Origin of the sequence: Streptomyces inhibens (assembly GCF_022221585.1) — a bacterium.
Taxonomy (GTDB): Bacteria; Actinomycetota; Actinomycetes; order Streptomycetales; family Streptomycetaceae; genus Streptomyces; species Streptomyces inhibens.
The window spans coordinates 8,210,871-8,230,446 of the sequence record NZ_CP084681.1 but is presented as its reverse complement, the minus strand read 5'-3'; the positions used below and the strand labels follow the sequence as shown (position 1 = coordinate 8,230,446).

Here is a 19,576-nt window from a genome sequence, read left to right as displayed (position 1 = left end):
TCGGCGTGTCGCATCTGCAACAGGTGCAAAGAAAGACCCGCCCGGTGCGACGGGGGATGCACACCGGGCGGGTCTCAGGAACATTTCTACCGCATGAGCGAACGGTTATGCCTCAAAAACTTGTTCGTTTGCCGTTTACCAGGCGACGGGGAGCGAAATCAGGCCACGTGCACGCAGCGCCCGGCGGTGCCGCAATGCACCACGCGGGACGTCCAGCCGCAGCTCCGGGAAGCGGGCGAGGAGCGCATCGAGCGCGGTGACGGCCTCCATACGGGCCAGCGGGGCGCCGAGGCAGTAGTGGATGCCGTGGCCCATCGCGAGATGCCCTGAGAGGTCCCGGCCGGGGTCCATCGTGTCCGGTTCGGGGAAGCGGCCAGGGTCTCGGTTCGCGGACGCTATCGACAGCAGCACGCTCTCCCCCGCCGGGATCCGTACGCCGCCGATCTCCAGGTCCTCCTTGGGGAAGCGACGGATCGCCAGCGGGGCGGGCCCGTCGTGACGGAGGAACTCCTCGACCGCGGCCGGCAGTTCGGCCGGATTCCGCTGCAACTGACGGAGCTGTTCCGGGTGGTCGAGCAGGGTGAGCACGGCGTTGCCGATGAGGTGGACGGTGTTCTCGTATCCGGCGAGGAGGATGAGGAAGGCGAGCGAGGTCAGCTCGTCCTCGCTGAGCCGGTCGCCGCCCTCATCGGCGCCCGCGTCATCGCGTACCGCGATCAGATCCGAGAGCAGATCATCGCCCGGCTGTGCCCGCTTGGCCGCGATCAGGCCGGTGTAGAACTCCAGCATCGACCCGATGGCCTCCTTCATCTGCCCGGGCCGGCTCGGGTCCGGCGTGATGAGCGCGTCGGACCAGGCCAGAAAGTCGCGGCGGTCATCCTGCGGGATGCCGAGCAGATCGCAGATGACGGTGATCGGCAGCGGCCCCGCGTAGTCGGCGATCAGGTCGGCGCGGCCGCGTTCCGCCATGGCGTCCAGCAGCTCGTCGGCGACCCGCCGTACGGGCTCGCGCAGCGCGTCGACCCGGCCCGGGGTGAACGCCTTGACCACCAGGCGGCGGACCCGGGTGTGGTCCGGCGGGTCCATGTTCAGCAGATTGGCGTCCAACGCGGGCGGCAGGGAGAAGCCGCGGTAACCACCGGGCGTGGCATGCCGCTTGTCCAGGGAGAGCCGTGGGTCGGCGAGCGCGCGGCGGACATCGTCGTAGCGGGTGACCAGCCAGGCGGGCTGCCCGTCGGCGCCGGTGATCCGGTGGACCGGGCCGGCTTCACGCAGCGCGGCGTAGGCGGCGTACGGATCGTCGAGGAGGGGGGTCACGTCGATGGGGGCATCGGGGCCGGTCCCGGCGGTGTTCTGCATGATCCCGACTGTAGGGCGTGGCCGACGGAGCCCCGGCTGTCGCCCGCCACCGTGCGACAGCTGCGAGGGCGGCACCGGCCTCGCGGGAGACCGGTGCCGCCTTCGTGGTTCGGGCGGCCCGGACCCCCGTACCGGGCCACCCCGTCTTTGTGGTTCCTCAGGTGCGCGCCACCGAGCTCCGCTGGCGCAGCTCGGTGAGCACGGTGTCGATCAGCGGCGAGTGGTAGACGTCCGCGACCAGCGCCAAGTGCTCGTACTCCGCGGTGAGTTCGGCCGGTTCACGGCCCGTGGCGACCACCACGCTGTCGGCGCCGTGCGCGGGGACATGGCCCACCGAGCGATTCTCCAGACCACGGCGCAGCGCCGCGGCCTCCGCGACGGCCGCCAGCTGCCGGTCGTCCAGTGCGACCGCGCGGGCCCGTTCGCGCGCGATGTCGAGGGCGTCGGACTCCACATGGCGGCGGATACCGCGCTGTACGTCCCGGATCTCGGCCATCTGCCGGTTGGCCCGCCACTCCAGATCGGCGAACGGCCATCGCACCGACCACGCCGAGGACTCCATCGCGACCTCCGGGGCCTGCGCGGTGACGGTCCGCCAGAGCGGCGAGAGGCGGCGCAGCCGGCGCCAGGCGGCGACCCGGGGGCCGGCCGCCGGCAGCGCGAATCCGGCGAGGACCAGGAGCGCGGCGACCGAGGCGCTCAGCGGTGCCACGCCGTTGGAGAGCCACAGCGCGGGGTGGCCCGTCCAGGACAGGACGAAGCCGATGACCTTGCAGGCGCAGTAGACCAGGCCGAGCCAGCAGCCCGCGGCCAGCACCCGCAGGCCGCGCGCCAGATGCGTGCCACCGAGCCGGGCGGCGTAGCGCGGGCAGAGCGTCCCCAGGCCCGCAAGGCTCGATCCGAAGATGGCCAAATACAGCACCAGGAACAGCATGACTCCCGGGGAGTCGGTGTAGGCGGTGCTGAAGTCACGGGGGTGCTCGACGGCGTCCGGCCGGCCGACCGCGAAGCCGGTGACCGCCACCGCCCACAGCGCGGCCACGCTCCCGACGGCGGCGCGCGCCCTGGCCCGCGCCCGGGCCCGGGCGGCCGCGCCCTCGCCGGCCGTCCAGCGCAGCAGCAACACCAGCGCGCCCGCGGCGAACACCACGACGGAGGAGTAGAGGAAGACCATGGCGAGGTTGGCCACGCCGACCAGCCGGTCGAAGGCGCGGTAGAGGCTGGGCGCGGAGAAGAGGAAGACCGTCGCCACCCCGCCGGTCATCACACAGGCCAGCCCCAGGTCCGCATTGCTGCGGTCGCGTAACCAGGCGACGGCCTTGTACGCCACGATCGCCCAGGCCGCCACGCCGAACGACAGATAGATGACGTCAAACACGCGGCCCTCCGTCCCCGGCCGCGCCCGCCTCGACACCGTCGGATCCCTCGCCGCCGGCCGGGACGTCCTGCCCCCGCCGGACGTGCTGCAACGCGGGCCCGAGCGCCGCCGCCAGTTCGGCCGCCTGGCCCTCCAGGGGGAGTTCACGCTCGGCCGCCGACGGCGCCACCCGCTCCATCAGGAGCGTGCCGAGGACCTCGGTCTCCCGCTCGGCGAGGTTGTCATAGCCGTGGTGCCGGGCGAAGCCCATGGTCAGGCCCATCCGCCGCATGGCGGTGGCCACATCGACCGACGGCGTCCACATCTTCAGCGCGTCCTCGGTGACGGCCGGGTCCTGGCCGTGTCCGAGCAGGAGATGGCTCAGTTCGTGCAGCACGATGTGCGCCTGGTGCCAGGGCGAGGTCTTGAGCTCGTAGAAGACCCAGTAGCCCTCGTCGGTGACCGCCGTCATGCCCGAGACCACGCCGCCCAGGCTCATCGGCACCAGATGGACGGGCCGCTCGACACGCGTGGCGACCATGTCGCACATCCCGCGCAGATCGGTCGCGGCGGGCAGTGCCAGCTCCTTGATGAGGCGCTTGCACCGCCTTCGTATCTGCCCCACTCGCATGCTCGTCCCGTCCTCGTATCCGGTCCGCTGCCAGTAAGAGAAGACCTGGTCGCGTTCAGCGGTCCGTATCGGGTCACTCACCGCGCCGATCACCGCCCTGCTCCGGCGGATCGGCCGGCAGATTCATCTGCTGCCGGAACTGGGAGATGATCGTCGTCAGACTGTCCTGCACCTCCGGCGGCAGCCCGACGGAGCGCAGCGCGATGGCGCGCACCCGCTGGTCCCGCATCGCGGCGAGGAAGCGGACCTCTTCCTCCACCCGCGCGGCCTGCGGCTGCGAGAGGTCCCCCAGCAGATAACCGACAGGTACGGCAAAGAACTTGGCCAGCGCGCGCAGCAGTTCCGGGCTCGGGTTCGCACGCCGTCCGTTGCGCAGCATCGACAGATACTGCTCGGTGACCTTGACCCCGCCGTACTCCTCCGCCCCGCCGCTGATCTCCTCGGCCACAAAGGCGTTGGTGTACGGGGCCCCGGGCGGATGCATGTTCGCGAAGAGATGGTTGAGCCGCTCCGCGAGCGCGCTGCCCGCCCCCTTGGACCGGCCGTCGCCCCCCACGCTCATGCCCACCGTCCCCCATCGATCGACCCAACGAACAGTTAAGCCACCAAATCCGCCGCACTCATCCTGTCATGCAACGAACGCGCCGCACCAGTCCACTTACGGACAGTAAGGACCCCCGACTTAACCAGGAGTTGAGTGACAGCACAGACCAGCCCATTCCCCCTCCCACACGCCATATCAACGAAAGTCCCCCACCACCCATTTCACCCTGCGCAACGGCGACCCGCGCCACGACAACGACAAGCCACGTCCCCCCAGCCGAAGGGCACCTCAGGCAGCGGCATGTCCCGGGGACAAGGATGTGCGGGGGGACCGGCGCGTGCTGACCGGAAGTGTGCGTGGCCCTCGGACCAACAGTCCTGGCCGGTAGGGAAGTTGTGCCGGGTCCACGGCCAGCCGCATGCCGGGAAGAGCTTCGAAGAGGGCGGGGAGGGCGATCAGCGCTCCAGTACGAGTGCCAGGCCCTGGCCGACGCCGATGCACAGGGCGGCCAGCCCGGTGCCGGAGCCGGCGGCGGCGAGTTGGTGGGCGACGGCTCCGGTGATACGGGCGCCGGAGGCGCCGAGCGGGTGGCCGATGGCGATGGCGCCACCGCGCGGATTGACCATCGCCGGGTCGAGTTCCGGTAGCGCGGCGAGGCAGGCCAGGGCCTGCGCCGCGAACGCCTCGTTGAGCTCGGCCGTGAGCAGGTCGCCGGCGTCCAGGCCGGCCTTGGCGAGTGCCTTGCGGATGGCCTCGACCGGGCCGAGGCCGAAGAACTGCGGTTCGATGCCGGTCACCGCGCTGGCCCGGATCCGGGCCAGCGGTTCCCGGCCGGTCGCGGCCACGCCCTCCTCGTCGGCGAGCAGGAGTGCTGCGGCGCCGTCGTTGAGCGGTGAGGAGTTGCCGGCCGTCACCGTGCCGCCCTGGTGGAAGGCGGGCTTCAGGCGGGCAAGGGCCTCAAGGGAGGTGTTGTCGCGGATCCCCTCGTCACGCGGCAGTTCCACCCCCTCGACGGGCACGGTCTCGGCGTCGTAGAGGCCGTCCTTCCAGGCACGGGCTGCCTTCTCGTGGCTGGCGAGGGCGAAGGCGTCCTGCGCTTCGCGGGTGATGCCGTACCGGTCGCCGACCAGCTCCGCGCTCTCGCCGAGCGGGATGGTCCACTCCTCGGGCATCCGCGGGTTGACCATGCGCCAGCCGAGCGTGGTGGAGTGCAGCTGCTGGTGCCCGGCAGGGAACGCCCGGTCCGGCTTGGGCAGCACCCAGGGGGCGCGGCTCATGGACTCGACGCCGCCGGCGACGGCGATCGAGGCATCGCCGACGGCCACGGCGCGGGCCGCCTGGATGACGGCCTCCATGCCCGAGCCGCACAGCCGGTTGACAGTGGCTCCCGGCACCGTGACGGGCATCCCGGCCAGCAGAAGGGCCATCCTGGCCACGTCGCGATTGTCCTCACCCGCGCCATTGGCGTTGCCGAGGATCACATCGCCGATGCGGGCCGGGTCGAGGCCGGGACTGCGGTCCAGCAGGGCGCGCAGCACATCTGCGGCGAGGTCGTCGGGGCGCACTCCGGAGAGCGCGCCGCCGTAGCGGCCGATCGGTGTGCGGACGGCGTCAACGACGTAGACGTCCCGCAGGCGCTCGGTCATCGGGACTCCTCATGGTGTGTGGCGGATTGAGCCGGGGGATGGACCCGCCGGTCCGGGAAGCTGTCCGGGCACCCGGCCGGCGGGGTTCAGGGCGCTGACCGGTGGGTCAGCCGGTGGGATCCGGCACCCGTAGGGGCGCGGCGGTGCGGCTGATGATCTCCTCTGTGGTGACGCCGGAGGCGGTCTCGACGAGGACGAGCCCGTCTTCGGTGACGTCGATGACACCGAGGTCGGTGATGACGCGGTGCACGCACGCCTTGCCGGTGAGCGGAAGGCTGCACTCCTGGACGATCTTCGGGCTGCCGTCCTTGGCGGAGTGTTCCATGACGACGATCACCCGGCGGGCGCCGTGGATGAGGTCCATCGCGCCGCCCATGCCTTTGACCATCTTGCCGGGGATCATCCAGTTGGCGAGATCGCCGCGGGCGGAGACCTGCATGGCGCCCAGGATCGCGGAGTCGATATGGCCGCCGCGGATCATGCCGAAGGACAGCGCGGAGTCGAAGAAGCTCGCACCGGCCAGCACGGTGACCGTCTCCTTGCCCGCGTTGACCAGATCGGGATCGACCTCGGCCTCTTCGGGGTAGGGGCCGACGCCGAGGATGCCGTTCTCCGACTGGAGCACCACGTGCACCCCTTCGGGCACATGCCCGGGCACCAGAGTGGGCAGGCCTATGCCGAGGTTGACGTAGTCACCGTCGTGGATCTCGGCCGCGGCCCGCGCGGCCATCTCGTCTCTGCTCCAGGGCATCAGTGCCGCACCGTCCTCTTCTCGATCCGCTTGTCGGCGGCCTGTTCCGCTGTCAGTTCCACCACGCGTTGGACGAAGATGCCCGGCAGGTGGATCTCGTCCGGGTCCAGCACGCCCGGCTCGACCAGTTGCTCCACTTCCGCGATCGTGATGCGGCCGGCCATCGCGGCGAGCGGGTTGAAGTTGCGCGCCGCGCGATGGAAGACCAGGTTGCCGTGGCGGTCTCCCACGGCGGCACGGACCAGTGCGAAATCAGTGGTGATGCCGTGTTCCAGCACGTAACTGCGCCCGTCGAACTCGCGCACCTCCTTGGGCGGTGAGGAGACGGCCACGGTGCCGTCAGGTGCGTAGAGCCAGGGCAGGCCTCCGTCGGCGACCTGGGTGCCGACACCGGCCGGGGTGAAGAAGGCGGGGACACCGCAGCCGCCGGCCCGCAGTCTTTCGGCGAGGGTGCCCTGGGGGGTCAACTCCACCAGCAGTTCCCCGGACAGGTACTGGCGGGCGAACTCCTTGTTGTCACCGACGTAGGAGCCGGTCACCCGGCTGATCCTGCCGGCGGCGAGCAGGATGCCGAGGCCCGCGCCGTCCACACCGCAGTTGTTGGATACCACCCGCAACCCCGTCGTGCCGGTCGCGTACAACGCCTGGATCAGTACGTCGGGGACGCCGCTGAGGCCGAAGCCGCCGACGGCAAGTGACGCTCCGTCCACCACATCTGCCAGCGCCTCCTGGGCGGTGGCAACCACCTTGTCCATCTGCACCGTTCTCCGTTCTGGTTCGGCAGGGTCGCCTGGAGTGGTGACTGCCCGTGATCGTTGTTCGTGATTGACGGTTGGTCGACCGCGCATCCGAGCGGCGGCTGTGGCCGGGCCGGCGCCCCGCCGTTCAGCGCTGCAGCACGCTCCTCAGCGCCTTGAACAGCTCCTGCTGCGCCGCCTCGCCGGACTCCGGGGCGGTGGAGCACCGCCAGGCGATATGTCCGTCCGGGCGGACGAGCAGGCAGCCGTCCTCGGGCATCTCCGCGATCCGGCGCCACTCCCCGTAGGCGTCGCGGCTGTTCTCGGCTCCGATGCGGACGACGTTCAGGGGAATTCCCAAGGCGTCCCGGCAGCCGGCCGCAGCGGACTCCCACACTCCGCCGGACAGACCGGTCACCAGGGTGAACATCCCCTTGCCGACGACGTCCAGCGTGGACAGCCGGTGACCGGTGCCGTTGACCAGCCAGGCATGCGGCAGTTTGGCGCCGGGACGCGTCGTGGGCTGGTGGAACAACTCCGGGTCCCGCGCGTACGTATCGTCGGACCCGGCGTCCTGGAGTACCGCGGTGGAGACGTAGCGGTGGTTCATCTCGACGCCGTGGGCGTTGAACTCGTAGTTCTTCAGCTGGATGGCGTCTTCCAGGGCCTGACGCCGCTTGATGCCGTCGGCCGCGTCACTGCGGCATGCGGCGAGCCCGCTCGCGATGCCGTCCTCGTCGCTGTCCTCGTTCAGGCCGAGGGCCTGGAAGATCGGGCCGAACTGGTCGCGGCTGAGGTTGGCGCGATCGACGATCTGCTGTCCGACCGGTGCCCGCTCGGTGGTGTAGGTGTCCAGCAGCGCGGGTCCGGCCTCGCCTCGGATGACCATGGCGAGCTTCCAGGCCAGGTTGTACGAGTCCTGGATCGAGGTGTTGGAACCGAGACCGTTGGACGGCGGGTGCCGGTGGACGGCGTCGCCGGCACAGAAGACCCGACCGGACGAATACGAGGTCGCATAGGCGTGATTGACCGTCCACAACGAGGTGGACACGATCTCCACGGGTATGTCCTGGGCGCCGACGAGGTCGCGCACGATGGCCCGGGCGGACGCGTCGTCCACCTGCGGCGGAGGCTGGTTGATGTCATATCCCCACACCAGCAGCCACTCATTCCACGGCCGCACCATGCGGACCAGACCCATACCGATGCCGCCCATGTGCGCGCCGGGTCGCATGACCCAGTACAGAACGCTCGGACGGTGGGCCACATACCGGGACAGGTCGGCCTTGAAAACGATGTTCATGGAGCCGGCCTTGCCGGTCTGTCCGGCGATCGGCAGCCCGATCTGCTCGGCCACGCTGCTGCGGCCGCCGTCCGCGCCGATCACATAGCGGGCCCGCACGGTGAACTCGTCCCCACGCAGCCGGTCCCGCAGACGGGCGGTGACCGAGTCGTCGTCCTGCTCCAGGCTGAGGAACTCGGTGTCGAAGCGGACCTTGGCACCACGAGCCGCGGCGTTCTTCACCAGAATCGGTTCCAGATAGGTCTGCGGCAGGTCGAGCATCTGCACCGGGCTGCCGGCGCCGTACTCGGTCGCCGCGTAAGGACCCGTGCCCCAACTGCGGATCCGGCCGATCTCCTCGCCGGCCAGGGCAGTGCACAGGACGGTGTCGCCCATCAGCTCGGCGGGGCTTCCCGCCGCGGCGGCTTCGGTGTCCACGCCGAGGTCACGCAACACCTCCATGGTGCGCTGGTTGGTGATGTGCGCGCGGGGGGTGTTGGCCAGCCAGCCATACTTGGTGACCAGCAGGGTGCGAATGCCGTAGGTGGCGAGAAGCAGGGCTGCGGATCCACCGGCTGGGCCGCTGCCGACCACAAGGACGTCGGTGTCGAAGGCGTCGGTTGCTTCCATGGAACGGCTCCTGCTCAGCATGTCGCCTCCTCGGCGAGGCGGGCGATGCGGAAGGTGAAGTGAAGGCTGTGCCACTCCCCGTCGACGGTGCGGCCGTCGGGGGTCGGCCCGCTCTCGGGAGTGAAGTCGACGATCAGGGGGTCCTTGGTGCCGAAAACGGTGTCGGAGTCCAGGTACCGACCGCCCTTCACGAACAGCTGGGTGACCAGGCTCTGATGGCCGGGCGCAGAAATCATGAAGTGCACATGGGGGGCGCGGTAGGGATGGCGTCCGACCGCCGCGAGCATCTGTCCCACCGGACCGTCGTCCGGGATCGGGTATTCGGCCGGCAGAATCGTCCAGAAACGCAGCCGTCCGCGCTCGTCGGTGCGCAGGCGGCCCCTCAGCACCGGCCCGTCGAGGTCGGGCAGTTGGACATCGTAGAACCCGTCCTTGTTGGCCTGCCAGACATCGACCACGGCGCCCACCAGCGGCCGGTCCTCGGTATCGGTGATGCGCACGTCGGCCCACAGCGGTGTGCCGCCCAGACCCTGCGAGATGTCGCCGCCCTGCGGGGTCTCCGGCGGGCCCTCGGTGTAGAACGGACCGAGGACCGCCGACGGTGTCGTCTGCGGGGTACGCGAATTGGTGAGCAGGTCCACGACGCTGGAGACGCCGAGCGTGTCGGACAGCAGCACGAACTCCTGGCGGGTGTCGGTGCAGATCTGCCCGGTACGGGTCAGGAAATCGATCGCGTGCTGCCACTCGGATTCGGTGACGTCGTTGCTGGTCACGTAGTGGTGCAGGTGCCGGACGAGGTCGGTGAGCAGCTGCTTGGCCCGCTGATCGGGTGTGTGGTCGAAACTCGCCACCACCTGATCGGTCAGACGCTGCACCTGCGACTTCAGTGCGTCGGACGCAGCGGCCCGGGCCGAAGGCACCTCCGGCCGGCGGCCCTGCCAGGCATCGCGCAGCAGGCCCTCGATGCCCTGACGCGTCAGCTCCCGGGGGTTCGGGTACGGCGTGGAGGTGGCCAGCTCCGCGGCCTGTGGCAGATCCGCCTCCGCCATGCCCAGCCCGCGCAGCGAGGTGGGGCCGCCCAGGGCGGCGACCAGATCGAAAACCCCGCTCGGGGCGTCCGCCACGCCGAGCGCGTCCGCGATGCGGCTCATGACGTCGGGGACAGCCGGGGCGTTGTAGGCCATGGCGTACGGCAGGATCACGGTGTGCGTTTCGGCGTGCGGCAGGTTGAAGGCACCGCCCAGCGTGTGGCACAGCTTGTGGTGCAGGCCCATGCCGACGGATGCGAGGCAGGTACCGGCGAGCCACGCCGCGTGCAGCAGGTCGGCGCGCGCCGTGGTGTCGGACGGCTCGACGACAAGAGCGGGCAGCGCGGAAGCGATCTTGGAGATGGCCTCCAGAGCCATGGCATCGACGACGGGGTTCGCCTGGGGCGAGTACAAGGCCTCCACGGCGTGGGCCAGGGCGTTGATTCCGCTGGTGACCGACATGCCCACCGGCAGGTCGCGGGTGAACTCGACGTCGTAGACCACGGTTTCGGGCAGAATCGCGGGTGACGACCGAGTGGTCTTGCGTCCGTCCCGGGTCTCCCCCAGCACGGGGGTCACCTCGGAGCCGGCGTAGGTCGTGGGCAGGATCAGCTGCGGCAGATCCGTGCGGAGTGCCAATGCCTTGGCCAGCCCTGTGGTGGAACCGCCTCCGACGGCCACCACGCAGTCGGCGGAGTGCTTCCGAAGGACGTCGAGGGCGCGATCGGTCACCTCGACAGGGGTGTGCATCGCGGCACCGTCGAACTCCGCCACCGTGACGTCCCCGAGGACCTCGCGCACCCGGGCGGCGGCCTTGGCCACCGGTGGACTGGACAGGAGAAGGACGCGAGAACAGCCGAGTCGTTCAACCTCATGGCGGACCTGATCGACCGTTCCGGTGCCGAACACGACCCGCGAGGGGTGGGAGGAGTACACGAAATTCCTCATTGGGTTCCTCCTGCGATAGTCCTGTCGAGTCGCTGAATACGAGCTGTCATCGAGTAAAGGCCTGGTGTTCACCGACTTTCCTGCACATTGCGCGCGTCTTTCTGCAGGATCCGAGCGGCATCGGGGGTCGGGGCCGGGGATCGCGCGGTCGCGGGACTGCCGGACTGCCGGTGCGTCCGGATGCGCGGGCGCCGGGTGAGGAGTCACCCGGCTCGGCGGACAGCGGCCGGGGTGGTGCCCAGCTTGGCGCGCATCACTCGCGTCAGGTGTTCCTGGTGGGAGAAGCCGCAGCACAGGGCTATGTCGGCAATGGGGAGCGTCCCGGTGCGCAGCAACCGACAGGCGTGGTCCAACCGCAGCTGCAGGAGGAACTGGTGGGGAGACTTACCCGTGCTCGTCCTGAACTGCCGACTGAACTGGCTCGGGCTCAGTCCCGCCGCCAGCGCGAGGTCGCAGACGGGCAGCGGCTCGGCGATCCGCTGCTCCATCAGTTCGCGGGCCGCAATAAGTTGTCGGGGCGTCAGCCCGGACGACGATCCGATCCGACTCGGCGCGGAACGACCGACTGTGTGTGCCTGCGCGAGCCGACCGGCGAGCGCGCCGACCAGATGATCCACGTACGTTCGCGCGGAGGGTTCCCAAGCACGTACGACGCCGTCCAATGCCAGGACGATCTGCTCGACGAGGGGATCGGAGCTGCCCAGCTCCTCGGCGAGTTCCACCGGGCGGTCCTCGCCGTGCGCTTCCTGCAGGGCTGTGTCGGTGAGGTAGAGGTGGGCCGTCTTCAGTCCGTCCTCGAGCTCCACGTCCAACGGGCGGTCCGCGGGGTGGAGGAACAGTCCCCCTGCGGGAATCCGCTGGGAACGGATCGCCCCGTCCAGTCGGCGGCGGACGGTCACCGGGCCGTCCAGGTGAAGGATCAGAAGATGAGTGAGGGCGGCGTCGAACGACCCGTGATAGGGCCGTTCCCGCTGGGCGGAGACGTACACATGCTCCCACCCGAGACCGGAGCTCGTCCGGTCCGGGCGCACCCACGGCTGCCGCAGGATGCCGCCGGTGTCGGCCAGCCCCAATTCGGACATCGCTCGGACCTTCCCTTGGCACGGCGGATGGCGTCGCGGCGCGAAGCCACCGCGCACCCTCACACTAATTGAAAACTAAACGAATATCTCCTATCCGGCGCCCGGTTCTCCGGCAGGGCATCTTGACCCGCGGTCGACGCAGCCCCCCTTGAGCTCCGGCGCGACAGGAACCCAAGGGCTGTCGTCACCGACAGATGCGAGCTGCGACGGCCTGCCGGTTCGCGACAGCGGGCGGCGGCCACGACTCCATGGCGCACTCGGCCCTGACGACGACACGCGGACGGGTAGCAAGGCAGGCCGCGGGAGGTTGCGCGCGCCCCACTCGGCGGCGGGTCAGGCTTCCTTGACTGCGGAGATGTCGAAGCTGAGCTTGACCTGCTCGCCGATCAGCACACCGCCGGCCTCCAGGGCGGCGTTGTAACTCAGACCCCAGTCGGCGCGATTGACCTTCGTGACACCCTCGAAGCCGACGCGGTCGTTGCCGTACGGGTCCTTGGCGTGACCGTTGAACGCCAGGTCGAGAGTGACGGGACGCGTGACGTCCTTGATGGTGAGGTCACCGGTCATCCGGTACGCGTCGTCACCGAGGCGCTCGGCGGACGTGGAACGGAAAGCGATGTGTTCGAACGTGGAGGCATCGAAGAAGTCGCTGGTCCGCAGATGCTCGTCACGCTGCTCCTGGTTGGTGTCGATACTGGCGACCTTGATGACCAGCTCCGCGGAGGAGCGGGACGGGTCGGCGCCGTCGAGCGAGAGGTTGCCCTCGAAGTCCGCGAACCGGCCGCGGACGGTGGCGACCATGGCATGCCGGACGGCGAAGCCGATCTCGCTGTGATCCGGGTCGACCCTGTAGTCACCACTGAGATGCTTGAGGTCCCGACCGGCCTGGACGGCGGTGGCGGTGTCATTCTTGGCGGCCTTGGCGGTGCGGCTGAAGAGGGCCACGCTTGCTCCTTGAGTAGCACTTGTTCAACATTCAACTAAATTCTCGTCCGGAGGATTCCCGGAAATCCCGACGAAGTGCGCCACCGCCGGCCGCTGCACGTCCGGATCAGATGGCGGAGTGCCTTACGTTGCACATCCCGGCGCACGCCCCGGCAGCGTGATCATCAGCCCCTGATCGTGGCGCGCATCTCCCAGAGGAGGATCTCGGCGGGTTCGGTGGCCGTCACCCTCTGACCGCCGGTGGCCGTGAAGCGCACGGCATCGCCCGCCCCCAGGGCACCCGCCCCCTCGAGCGTGACACTGCCGCGGGGCACGAAGAGGTGGAGGTACGGCGCTTCGGGCAGCGTGACGCTCTGCCCGGGCTGCAGTCGTGCGACATGCAGGGCGGCGTGCTTGTTCTTGATGCGGATGGCCGTCGCGCCTTCATGCTTCTTCATGCCGGAGGCGACCGGCACCAGACCGCCGGTCATCAGCTCGTTGTCGATCTCCAGCTGCTCATAGCCGGGCTTGATGCCACTCTCGTCGGGCGCGACCCACATCTGCACGAAGTGGACCGGCTCAGTGTGGGTGTCGCCGCCCTGCAGGCGCCAGGAGTCGTTCTTCTCGGAGTGCAGAATGCCGCGTCCGGCGCTCATCCGCTGGGCGAGGCCCGGGTAGATCACGCCGGAGTGACCGGTCGAGTCCTGATGGACGAGGGAGCCCTGCATCACCCAGGTGACGATCTCCATGTCCTTGTGCGGGTGGGTGTCGAACCCCCTACCCGGGCGCACGATGTCGTCATTGTTGACCAGCAGCAGGCCGTGGTGGGTGTTGTCGCGGCGGTAGTGCGGGCCGAAGGAGAAGGAGTGCTTGGAGTCCAGCCAGCCGGTCCTGGTGCTGAAGCGCTCGCTCGCACGGCGGATGTCCGTGACGGGGTGCATCGGCGTCCGGTTCATGAGTGGTCGACCCTCCTCGAATTTTGTTTACTATTCAACTATACGCCTCGAACGCGGGCGGGGGCTCGTCTATTCCGGCCCCTGACCCACACCTCACCCCGGTCCGCCATCGCGCGGCCATGGTGCACGCCGCCTCAGCCACACCACGGCGAGCGCGGGCGACCGAAGCCGCGGACCGATCACCGGAGACACGACCCCGAATGCGGGCACGAAGGAAGCCGCATGAGAGGCGGACTCCGAGCGATCAGGTGAGACACGCCACTGCGCCGAAGGGTGCAAGTCGGGCACACTCCACATTGTGCAACTTTCAACCACCTCTCTGACCTGGCGGGGCCTCCCGACGCTGCGACTGCTCCACATCCCCCGGACGCCGCGTCCCGGGCAGGCGGCGTCGGCGTTGACGCAGGGAGCCAAGGGGGTGATCGCAGCGCTCCTGGCCTGGTGGGTCGCCTCGTGGTGGCTCCCCGGTCAGCAGCAGTACTTGGCCGTGGCCACCGCGCTGCTCATGGCCAACGCCCCCACCGTCTACCGGTCGGTGACGGAGGCCGTGCGCAATGTAGCCACCCGGGCGACAGGGTTGTCGCTTGCGATGGCCGTCGTGTGGCTGCTCGGCTCCACCGCGGGAAGCATCGCGGCAATCCTCGCGATTGCGGTCGTCGCCGGCGGCCGCCAGGCTTCCGACAAGCAGGTCGCCTCGACGGCCGTGCTTGCCTTGACGGCGGCGACAGCCGCGCCGGCGGGTGATGTGGTCGCACTGGTCCTGGTGACCTTGACCGGCGCGGCGGTGGGGATCGCGGTGAACGCGCTCATCCTGCCTCCGCTGCACCTGGGAGCCGCCGATGCCTCCGTGCGCGACTTGTCCGCGACCATGGGGTCGCTGCTGAGCGACATGGGCCGCGGACTGCGAGAACGGCAGCACACCAACCGCGCGCATGCGTGGCTGGACCGCGCCCGACGCCTGGAGGAGCTGGTGGAGCAGGCCCACGAGGACATGCGCCGCGCCGAGGAGAGCCTGCGCTGGAACACTCGGTGCATCGTGCAGGCACGACGACAGCAGCCTTCGACCCACTGCCATGCGCTGGGCATTCTGCACCGGATTTCCTTCCAGGTCCGCGGCATTGCCCGCACACTGGCCGACAACGTGGACGACCAGCGCACCAGCCACCGCCTGGGCCAGCTGTTCCTCGACCGGTACGCGGCGACCCTCGAGGCGGCAGGGCCTGCGGCACAGTCGTTCGCCGCCCCGCAGCAAGTCGAAGGCTCCGGAGCAGGCGATGCCCGTGAACGGCTGCGCCAGGCCATCGGCACAGCGACGACCTGGCACGAGACGATGACCGGCCTGGTCGAACAAGGGGCGCTGGCCGTCCCCAGGGCCTGGCATGTGTACGGATCGCTGATGACCGACATCGAACGCCTGCTTGCCGACCTGGACCTGGCGGACCAGTTCGCCGGAGCGTCCCGCCAGGCGGACACGCGGACAGTCGGCCTTTCTCTGTAACACACCTCGCTACGTCAGCGAGTGGTGCGTTCCGAGAACGGTGGAGGCCCCCACTCGTACCGGTTCAAGGCCCTGGCACGAACGAAGTCGTCGCGACAACAAGATCCGACCGAGAGCGCTGCGACCCTGGGGGGCACGTACACCACCGGGCTCGTCATACACCGCGAACCGCCGAGTATCCGCCCCGCTTGCGGCCGCAGCCCCGGAAGGGGCCATATCGCCGCATCCGCCCCCCTGCTCTCTGGGGCGAGGCCGTCGCCTTCAACGCGTGCACCGCCGCCCGCATCGGCGAGGTCCCCGGAGTCCGCGCCCGCGACATCGACCCCGCCCCGTGGCTGTGGACCGTCCGCCGGCAGAGGAAAATCGCCGGACACGGCCAAATCACCACCACCCAGCGCTACTCCGCCCCGGCACCCGCCACCTGGGCCGAGCCGGCGACGCACTCACCCACCACCTGACGGCACACCAGGCCCCCAATTTCTCCACTCAACTGGGCGCCTGACCGTGCATTACGGCCGGCCCGAGCAGATCCGCTGAGCACGTGAATCCCCGTGTCCGGCCGTTCCCGGGCCATCCGGCCACCGTGATCCGATGTACGCCGGTTTGTTCCCGGACCCCCAGTCAACACGGAAACGTCAAAAGGCGGTGCCCGATTGACTCGGACACCGCTTCTAACCTGCGAAAACACCGTCGGGACGACAGGATTTGAACCTGCGACCCCTTGACCCCCAGTCAAGTGCGCTACCAAGCTGCGCCACGTCCCGGTGCTCGTTCCGGCCGGGGTTTTCCCGGCTGACCGCGCACGAGAACAATACCGCATGTCAGAGGGTGGGTGCTGCCATATTCGGGCGCCCTGGCGCGGACGACCGGACGGGATGAGTACTCGTACTCATGCGCCGCTGTCACCGGGCCGCCACGCTACGCGCATGACTACTCCATCGATTCAGCGGCCGACGACGACGGCCTTCTTCGTGCAGGCCGCGGTCTCCTTCGGGCTGTCGCTGGCGGCACTGATGATCGGGATCATCAAAATGCCGGTGGGGCCCTGGGAGCGCGGTTTTCTCGCCCTCGGCCTGGTTTTTGTGGTGTCCTCGGCGTTCACGCTGGCCAAGTGCGTACGCGACCGCCAGGAGGTCGAGGAGGTGACGAACCGGGTGGACAAGGCCCGGATCGACAAGCTCCTCATCGAGCAGGACGTCTTCAAGCCGGGGCAGATCTGACCCCGGCGCCCTCGGGCCGCGGATCTCCGGGTCCGCGGCCCGACGCTTGACCTCAAGGGCGCTTGAGGTTGCAGGCTCTGCCGTATGACGCACGCGATGACAGAACCGGCGACCGGACAGGCGACCGGACCGATGGCGGGACCGGCGACAGAGTTGGCGACGGAACCCGCCGGAGGCATTCCGGCGGCATCGGCGGCCCCGACCGGCCGTCGTGTCGAATTCGCCGAACTGCCGGGCCTGATGAGCCTGATGACGGGCGATGAGAAGCACGGACCGGCCGCCACCTCCACGCTCGATGCCCTCTGGGTCCTGTACGACCGGGTGCTGCGGGTCTCCCCCGGCACCGTCGCCGACCCGGAGCGGGACCGCTTTCTGCTCTCCAAGGGGCACGGCCCGATGGCCTACTACGCGGTGCTGGCCGCCAAGGGCTTCTTCCCCGTCGACTGGCTGCCGGGCTTCGGCTCGTACGACTCGCCGCTCGGCCACCACCCCGACCGGCAGCTGGTGCCCGGCGTCGAGATCGGCAGCGGATCGCTCGGGCACGGGCTGCCGCTGGCCGTCGGCACCGCCCTCGGACTGCGGGCACAGGGCCGGCCGGGACCGGCCGTATGGGTGCTGATCGGCGACGCCGAACTCGACGAGGGCAGCAACCACGAGGCACTGGCCTACGCGGGCGCGGCCGGCCTGGACCGGCTGCACACCCTGGTCATCGACAACTCGTCCGCCACGCATGGGTGGCGCGGCGGGATCGCCTCCCGTTTCGAGAGCGCGGGCTGGTCCGTGGCCACCGTCGACGGCCGCGACCACCAGGCGCTGTACGCGGCCTACGCCGCGCCGCACCCGGGCCGTCCGCATGCGGTGATCGCCCGCGTCGAACCCAAGAACGCCTGACGCTGCGCTCCGGGGTTCGCCCCCCTGTACCGACCAAGACTTCGAGAGGGTTTCAGTGATGGACACCATGCGTGAGCGTTTCGCCTCGGTCACCTCGCGCCTGCTGGACGAGGACCCGCGGCTGGCGGTCGTTCTCGCCGACATCGGCGCGGACGGCTTTGCCGGGGCGGCCCGGCGGCATCCGGAGCGGGTGGTCAATGTCGGCATCCGGGAGCAGTTGCTGATCGGGGTGGGCGGCGGGCTGGCGCTCACCGGGCTCCGCCCGATCATGCACACCTTCGCCAGCTTCCTGGTGGAGCGCCCCTTCGAGCAGGTGAAGCTGGACTTCGGCCACCAGGGCGTGGGCGGGGTGCTGGTGAGCGCCGGCGGCTCCTACGACTGGCCGAGCGGCGGCTTCACCCATATGGCGCCCGGCGACATCGGCCTGCTCGACACGCTCGACGGCTGGACCGTGCATGTTCCCGGCCACCCTGACGAGGCCGAGACGCTGCTGCGGCACGCCGCGGCGGCCGGTGACGACAAGGTGTACGTCCGGCTGTCCGTACAGGTCAACGCCGCACCACGGCCGGTGGACGGGGCGGGGTTCCGGACCGTGCGGGAGGGGCGCGGCGGGGTCGTGATCGCCGTCGGTCCGATGCTGGACAACGTGCTCGCCGCGACCGAGGGGCTGGATGTGACCGTGCTGTACGCGACGACCGTGCGGCCCTTCGACGCCGCCGGGCTGCGCGCCGCGACCCGGGCTGCCGATGCCGCGGACGTGGTGATCGTGGAGCCCTATCTGGCGGGGACCTCGACACGCTTCGCCAACGAGGCGCTGGAGGACCGGCCGCACCGGGTGCTGGGGCTCGGCGTCGGCCGCCAGGAGCTGCGCCGTTACGGACAGCTCGACGAGCACCTGGCGGCGCACGGCCTGGACCCGCGCGGCCTGCGCGAGCGGATCACCGGGTTCGTTCCGGCACGGACCGGACGCTAGGGCTCGGCACGGACCGGACACCAGGGCGATGCACGGACCGGACACCAGGGCCCGGCACCGACCGGGCACCAGAGCCTGTCCGGAGCGACGCCTCAGATGTGCTTGTCGAGCCAGGCCAGCAGGTCGTCATGGACCTCGTCGCGGTTGATCTCGTTGAGGATCTCGTGGCGGGCCTCGGGGTAGGCCTTCCAGGTGAGATCACGGGTGCCCAGGTAGCGGAAGTCCTCCAGGAGTTCATGGACCAGGGTCATCCGCTGATTGCACGGGTCCAGGTCGCCGACGGCGACATGGACGGGCAGTCCGCGCGGGACGCGGGCGAGGTTGACCGGGTCGTTGATCTTGCGGATGGCGCGTACCCAGTCGACGGCGAGGCCGGCGGAGAACGGGAAACCGCAGTCCTCGTCGGCGACGTAGGCGTCCACCTCGGCCGCGTCGCGGGAGAGCCACTCGTAGCCGGTGCGGTGGGTGAAGGCGTCGTTGAAGGAGCTGAAGTTGCGCGGGATGAAGGCGGAGAGCGTTTCGCGGCCGCGTACGGCGATCTCCTGCTCCAGTTCGCCGACGGCGCCGTCGATGTCCAGTCCCGGCAGGGTGCGGAAGGTGCCGGTGAGGATCAGTCCGGCGAGGTCGGCGCCGTACTCCTGGGCGTAGTCGCGGGCCAGCATGGAGCCCATGCTGTGGCCGAGCAGGACCAGCGGGATGCCGGGGTGGGCGCCGGCCGCGTGGTTGCCGATGCCCTTGAGGTCGGTGACGATCGCCCGCCAGGCGTCCTCGCCCACCACGCCGTGGCCGCCGGTGGAGGCCGCGGTGGCGCCGTGGCCACGGTGGTCGGAGGCGATCACGCCGTAGCCGTGCCCGGTCAGGAAGCGGGCGAAGCGGTCGTAGCGCCTGCCGTGCTCCGCGGCACCGTGCGCGATCTGGACCAGGGCGCGCGGGTGGCCGGACTCCGGGAGCCAGGTGTAGGTGGCGATGCGGGCGCCGTCCGGGGCCTGGTGGAAGTCCTGCTGCATGGCCTGCATGGCGTCGTCTCCTGACTGCCGGGGCGGTGGCTGACGAGTCGTCGACGCCCACTCTTCCCTCCTGGGCGGCGGTGCGCCATGGGGCGCGCGTGGCAGAGATGGC

18 protein-coding genes and 1 tRNA gene are annotated in these 19,576 nt (G+C 69.8%); 5 read left to right on the top strand and 14 right to left on the bottom strand.

The window, feature by feature from the left end; translation table 11 throughout:
• Window positions 1–135 precede the first annotated feature (135 nt).
• From KI385_RS36920 to KI385_RS36865, 12 genes are all read right to left on the bottom strand, one after another.
• Window positions 136–1,359 (bottom strand): cytochrome P450 family protein, encoded by a 1,224-nt coding sequence (locus KI385_RS36920; protein WP_238576374.1) that lies wholly within the window; start codon window positions 1,357–1,359, stop codon window positions 136–138.
• Between the two features lie 157 nt (window positions 1,360–1,516).
• The gene (locus KI385_RS36915; RefSeq protein WP_238576373.1) at window positions 1,517–2,737 is read right to left on the bottom strand and encodes an MAB_1171c family putative transporter; all 1,221 of its coding nucleotides are present in this window, start codon (window positions 2,735–2,737) and stop codon (window positions 1,517–1,519) included.
• On the bottom strand, window positions 2,730–3,341 hold the full coding sequence (locus KI385_RS36910; RefSeq protein WP_238578011.1) for a hypothetical protein: 612 nt from the start codon (window positions 3,339–3,341) through the stop codon (window positions 2,730–2,732). The genes KI385_RS36915 and KI385_RS36910 overlap by 8 nt, the downstream gene beginning before the upstream one ends.
• Window positions 3,342–3,420: 79 nt before the next feature.
• Window positions 3,421–3,909: a helix-turn-helix domain-containing protein gene (locus tag KI385_RS36905; RefSeq protein WP_128509549.1), complete on the bottom strand. Its 489-nt coding sequence runs from the start codon at window positions 3,907–3,909 to the stop codon at window positions 3,421–3,423.
• 437 nt (window positions 3,910–4,346) lie between these two features.
• Window positions 4,347–5,537: a thiolase family protein gene (locus KI385_RS36900; RefSeq protein WP_238576372.1), complete on the bottom strand. Its 1,191-nt coding sequence runs from the start codon at window positions 5,535–5,537 to the stop codon at window positions 4,347–4,349.
• 106 nt (window positions 5,538–5,643) lie between these two features.
• Window positions 5,644–6,288: a CoA transferase subunit B gene (locus tag KI385_RS36895; RefSeq protein WP_238576371.1), complete on the bottom strand. Its 645-nt coding sequence runs from the start codon at window positions 6,286–6,288 to the stop codon at window positions 5,644–5,646.
• Window positions 6,288–7,043: a CoA transferase subunit A gene (locus KI385_RS36890; RefSeq protein ID WP_238576370.1), complete on the bottom strand. Its 756-nt coding sequence runs from the start codon at window positions 7,041–7,043 to the stop codon at window positions 6,288–6,290. The genes KI385_RS36895 and KI385_RS36890 overlap by 1 nt, the downstream gene beginning before the upstream one ends.
• A gap of 130 nt (window positions 7,044–7,173) precedes the next feature.
• On the bottom strand, window positions 7,174–8,937 hold the full coding sequence (locus KI385_RS36885) for an FAD-dependent oxidoreductase (protein WP_238576369.1): 1,764 nt from the start codon (window positions 8,935–8,937) through the stop codon (window positions 7,174–7,176).
• Window positions 8,938–8,951: 14 nt separating this feature from the next.
• On the bottom strand, window positions 8,952–10,913 hold the full coding sequence (locus KI385_RS36880) for a maleylacetate reductase and hydroxyquinol 1,2-dioxygenase domain-containing protein (RefSeq protein ID WP_238576368.1): 1,962 nt from the start codon (window positions 10,911–10,913) through the stop codon (window positions 8,952–8,954).
• A 203-nt stretch (window positions 10,914–11,116) separates the two neighbouring features.
• Window positions 11,117–11,995: a helix-turn-helix domain-containing protein gene (locus KI385_RS36875; protein WP_238576367.1), complete on the bottom strand. Its 879-nt coding sequence runs from the start codon at window positions 11,993–11,995 to the stop codon at window positions 11,117–11,119.
• A gap of 333 nt (window positions 11,996–12,328) precedes the next feature.
• On the bottom strand, window positions 12,329–12,940 hold the full coding sequence (locus tag KI385_RS36870) for a YceI family protein (RefSeq protein WP_238576366.1): 612 nt from the start codon (window positions 12,938–12,940) through the stop codon (window positions 12,329–12,331).
• Window positions 12,941–13,104: 164 nt separating this feature from the next.
• Window positions 13,105–13,875: a pirin family protein gene (locus KI385_RS36865; RefSeq protein ID WP_238576365.1), complete on the bottom strand. Its 771-nt coding sequence runs from the start codon at window positions 13,873–13,875 to the stop codon at window positions 13,105–13,107.
• 487 nt (window positions 13,876–14,362) lie between these two features.
• Here KI385_RS36865 and KI385_RS36860 point away from each other — a divergent pair, with 487 nt between their 5' ends.
• Together KI385_RS36860 and KI385_RS36855 are read left to right on the top strand one after the other, a co-directional pair.
• Window positions 14,363–15,373 carry an aromatic acid exporter family protein gene (locus KI385_RS36860; protein ID WP_238576364.1) on the top strand — a complete coding sequence of 337 codons (1,011 nt, stop codon included), beginning with the start codon at window positions 14,363–14,365 and terminating at the stop codon, window positions 15,371–15,373.
• Between the two features lie 188 nt (window positions 15,374–15,561).
• A complete protein-coding gene (locus KI385_RS36855; RefSeq protein ID WP_238576363.1) occupies window positions 15,562–15,831 on the top strand; it encodes a hypothetical protein in 270 nt (89 codons plus the stop codon).
• Between the two features lie 232 nt (window positions 15,832–16,063).
• On the opposite strand, the gene KI385_RS36850 is transcribed toward KI385_RS36855, so the two are convergent.
• Window positions 16,064–16,137, bottom strand: a tRNA-Pro gene (locus KI385_RS36850).
• 162 nt (window positions 16,138–16,299) lie between these two features.
• On the opposite strand from KI385_RS36850, the gene KI385_RS36845 reads away from it, so the two are divergent.
• The 3 genes from KI385_RS36845 to KI385_RS36835 all read left to right on the top strand — a co-directional run bounded on the left by KI385_RS36845 (window position 16,300) and on the right by KI385_RS36835 (window position 18,457).
• On the top strand, window positions 16,300–16,593 hold the full coding sequence (locus tag KI385_RS36845) for a YiaA/YiaB family inner membrane protein (protein WP_181923728.1): 294 nt from the start codon (window positions 16,300–16,302) through the stop codon (window positions 16,591–16,593).
• A gap of 240 nt (window positions 16,594–16,833) precedes the next feature.
• Entirely contained in the window at window positions 16,834–17,484 is a 651-nt protein-coding gene (locus KI385_RS36840; protein ID WP_238578010.1) for a transketolase, read from the top strand.
• A 58-nt stretch (window positions 17,485–17,542) separates the two neighbouring features.
• A complete protein-coding gene (locus KI385_RS36835) occupies window positions 17,543–18,457 on the top strand; it encodes a transketolase family protein (protein WP_238576362.1) in 915 nt (304 codons plus the stop codon).
• Between the two features lie 92 nt (window positions 18,458–18,549).
• Here KI385_RS36835 and KI385_RS36830 read toward each other — a convergent pair whose 3' ends face one another.
• The gene (locus KI385_RS36830) at window positions 18,550–19,473 is read right to left on the bottom strand and encodes an alpha/beta fold hydrolase (RefSeq protein WP_238576361.1); all 924 of its coding nucleotides are present in this window, start codon (window positions 19,471–19,473) and stop codon (window positions 18,550–18,552) included.
• Between the last annotated feature and the right edge of the window lie 103 nt (window positions 19,474–19,576).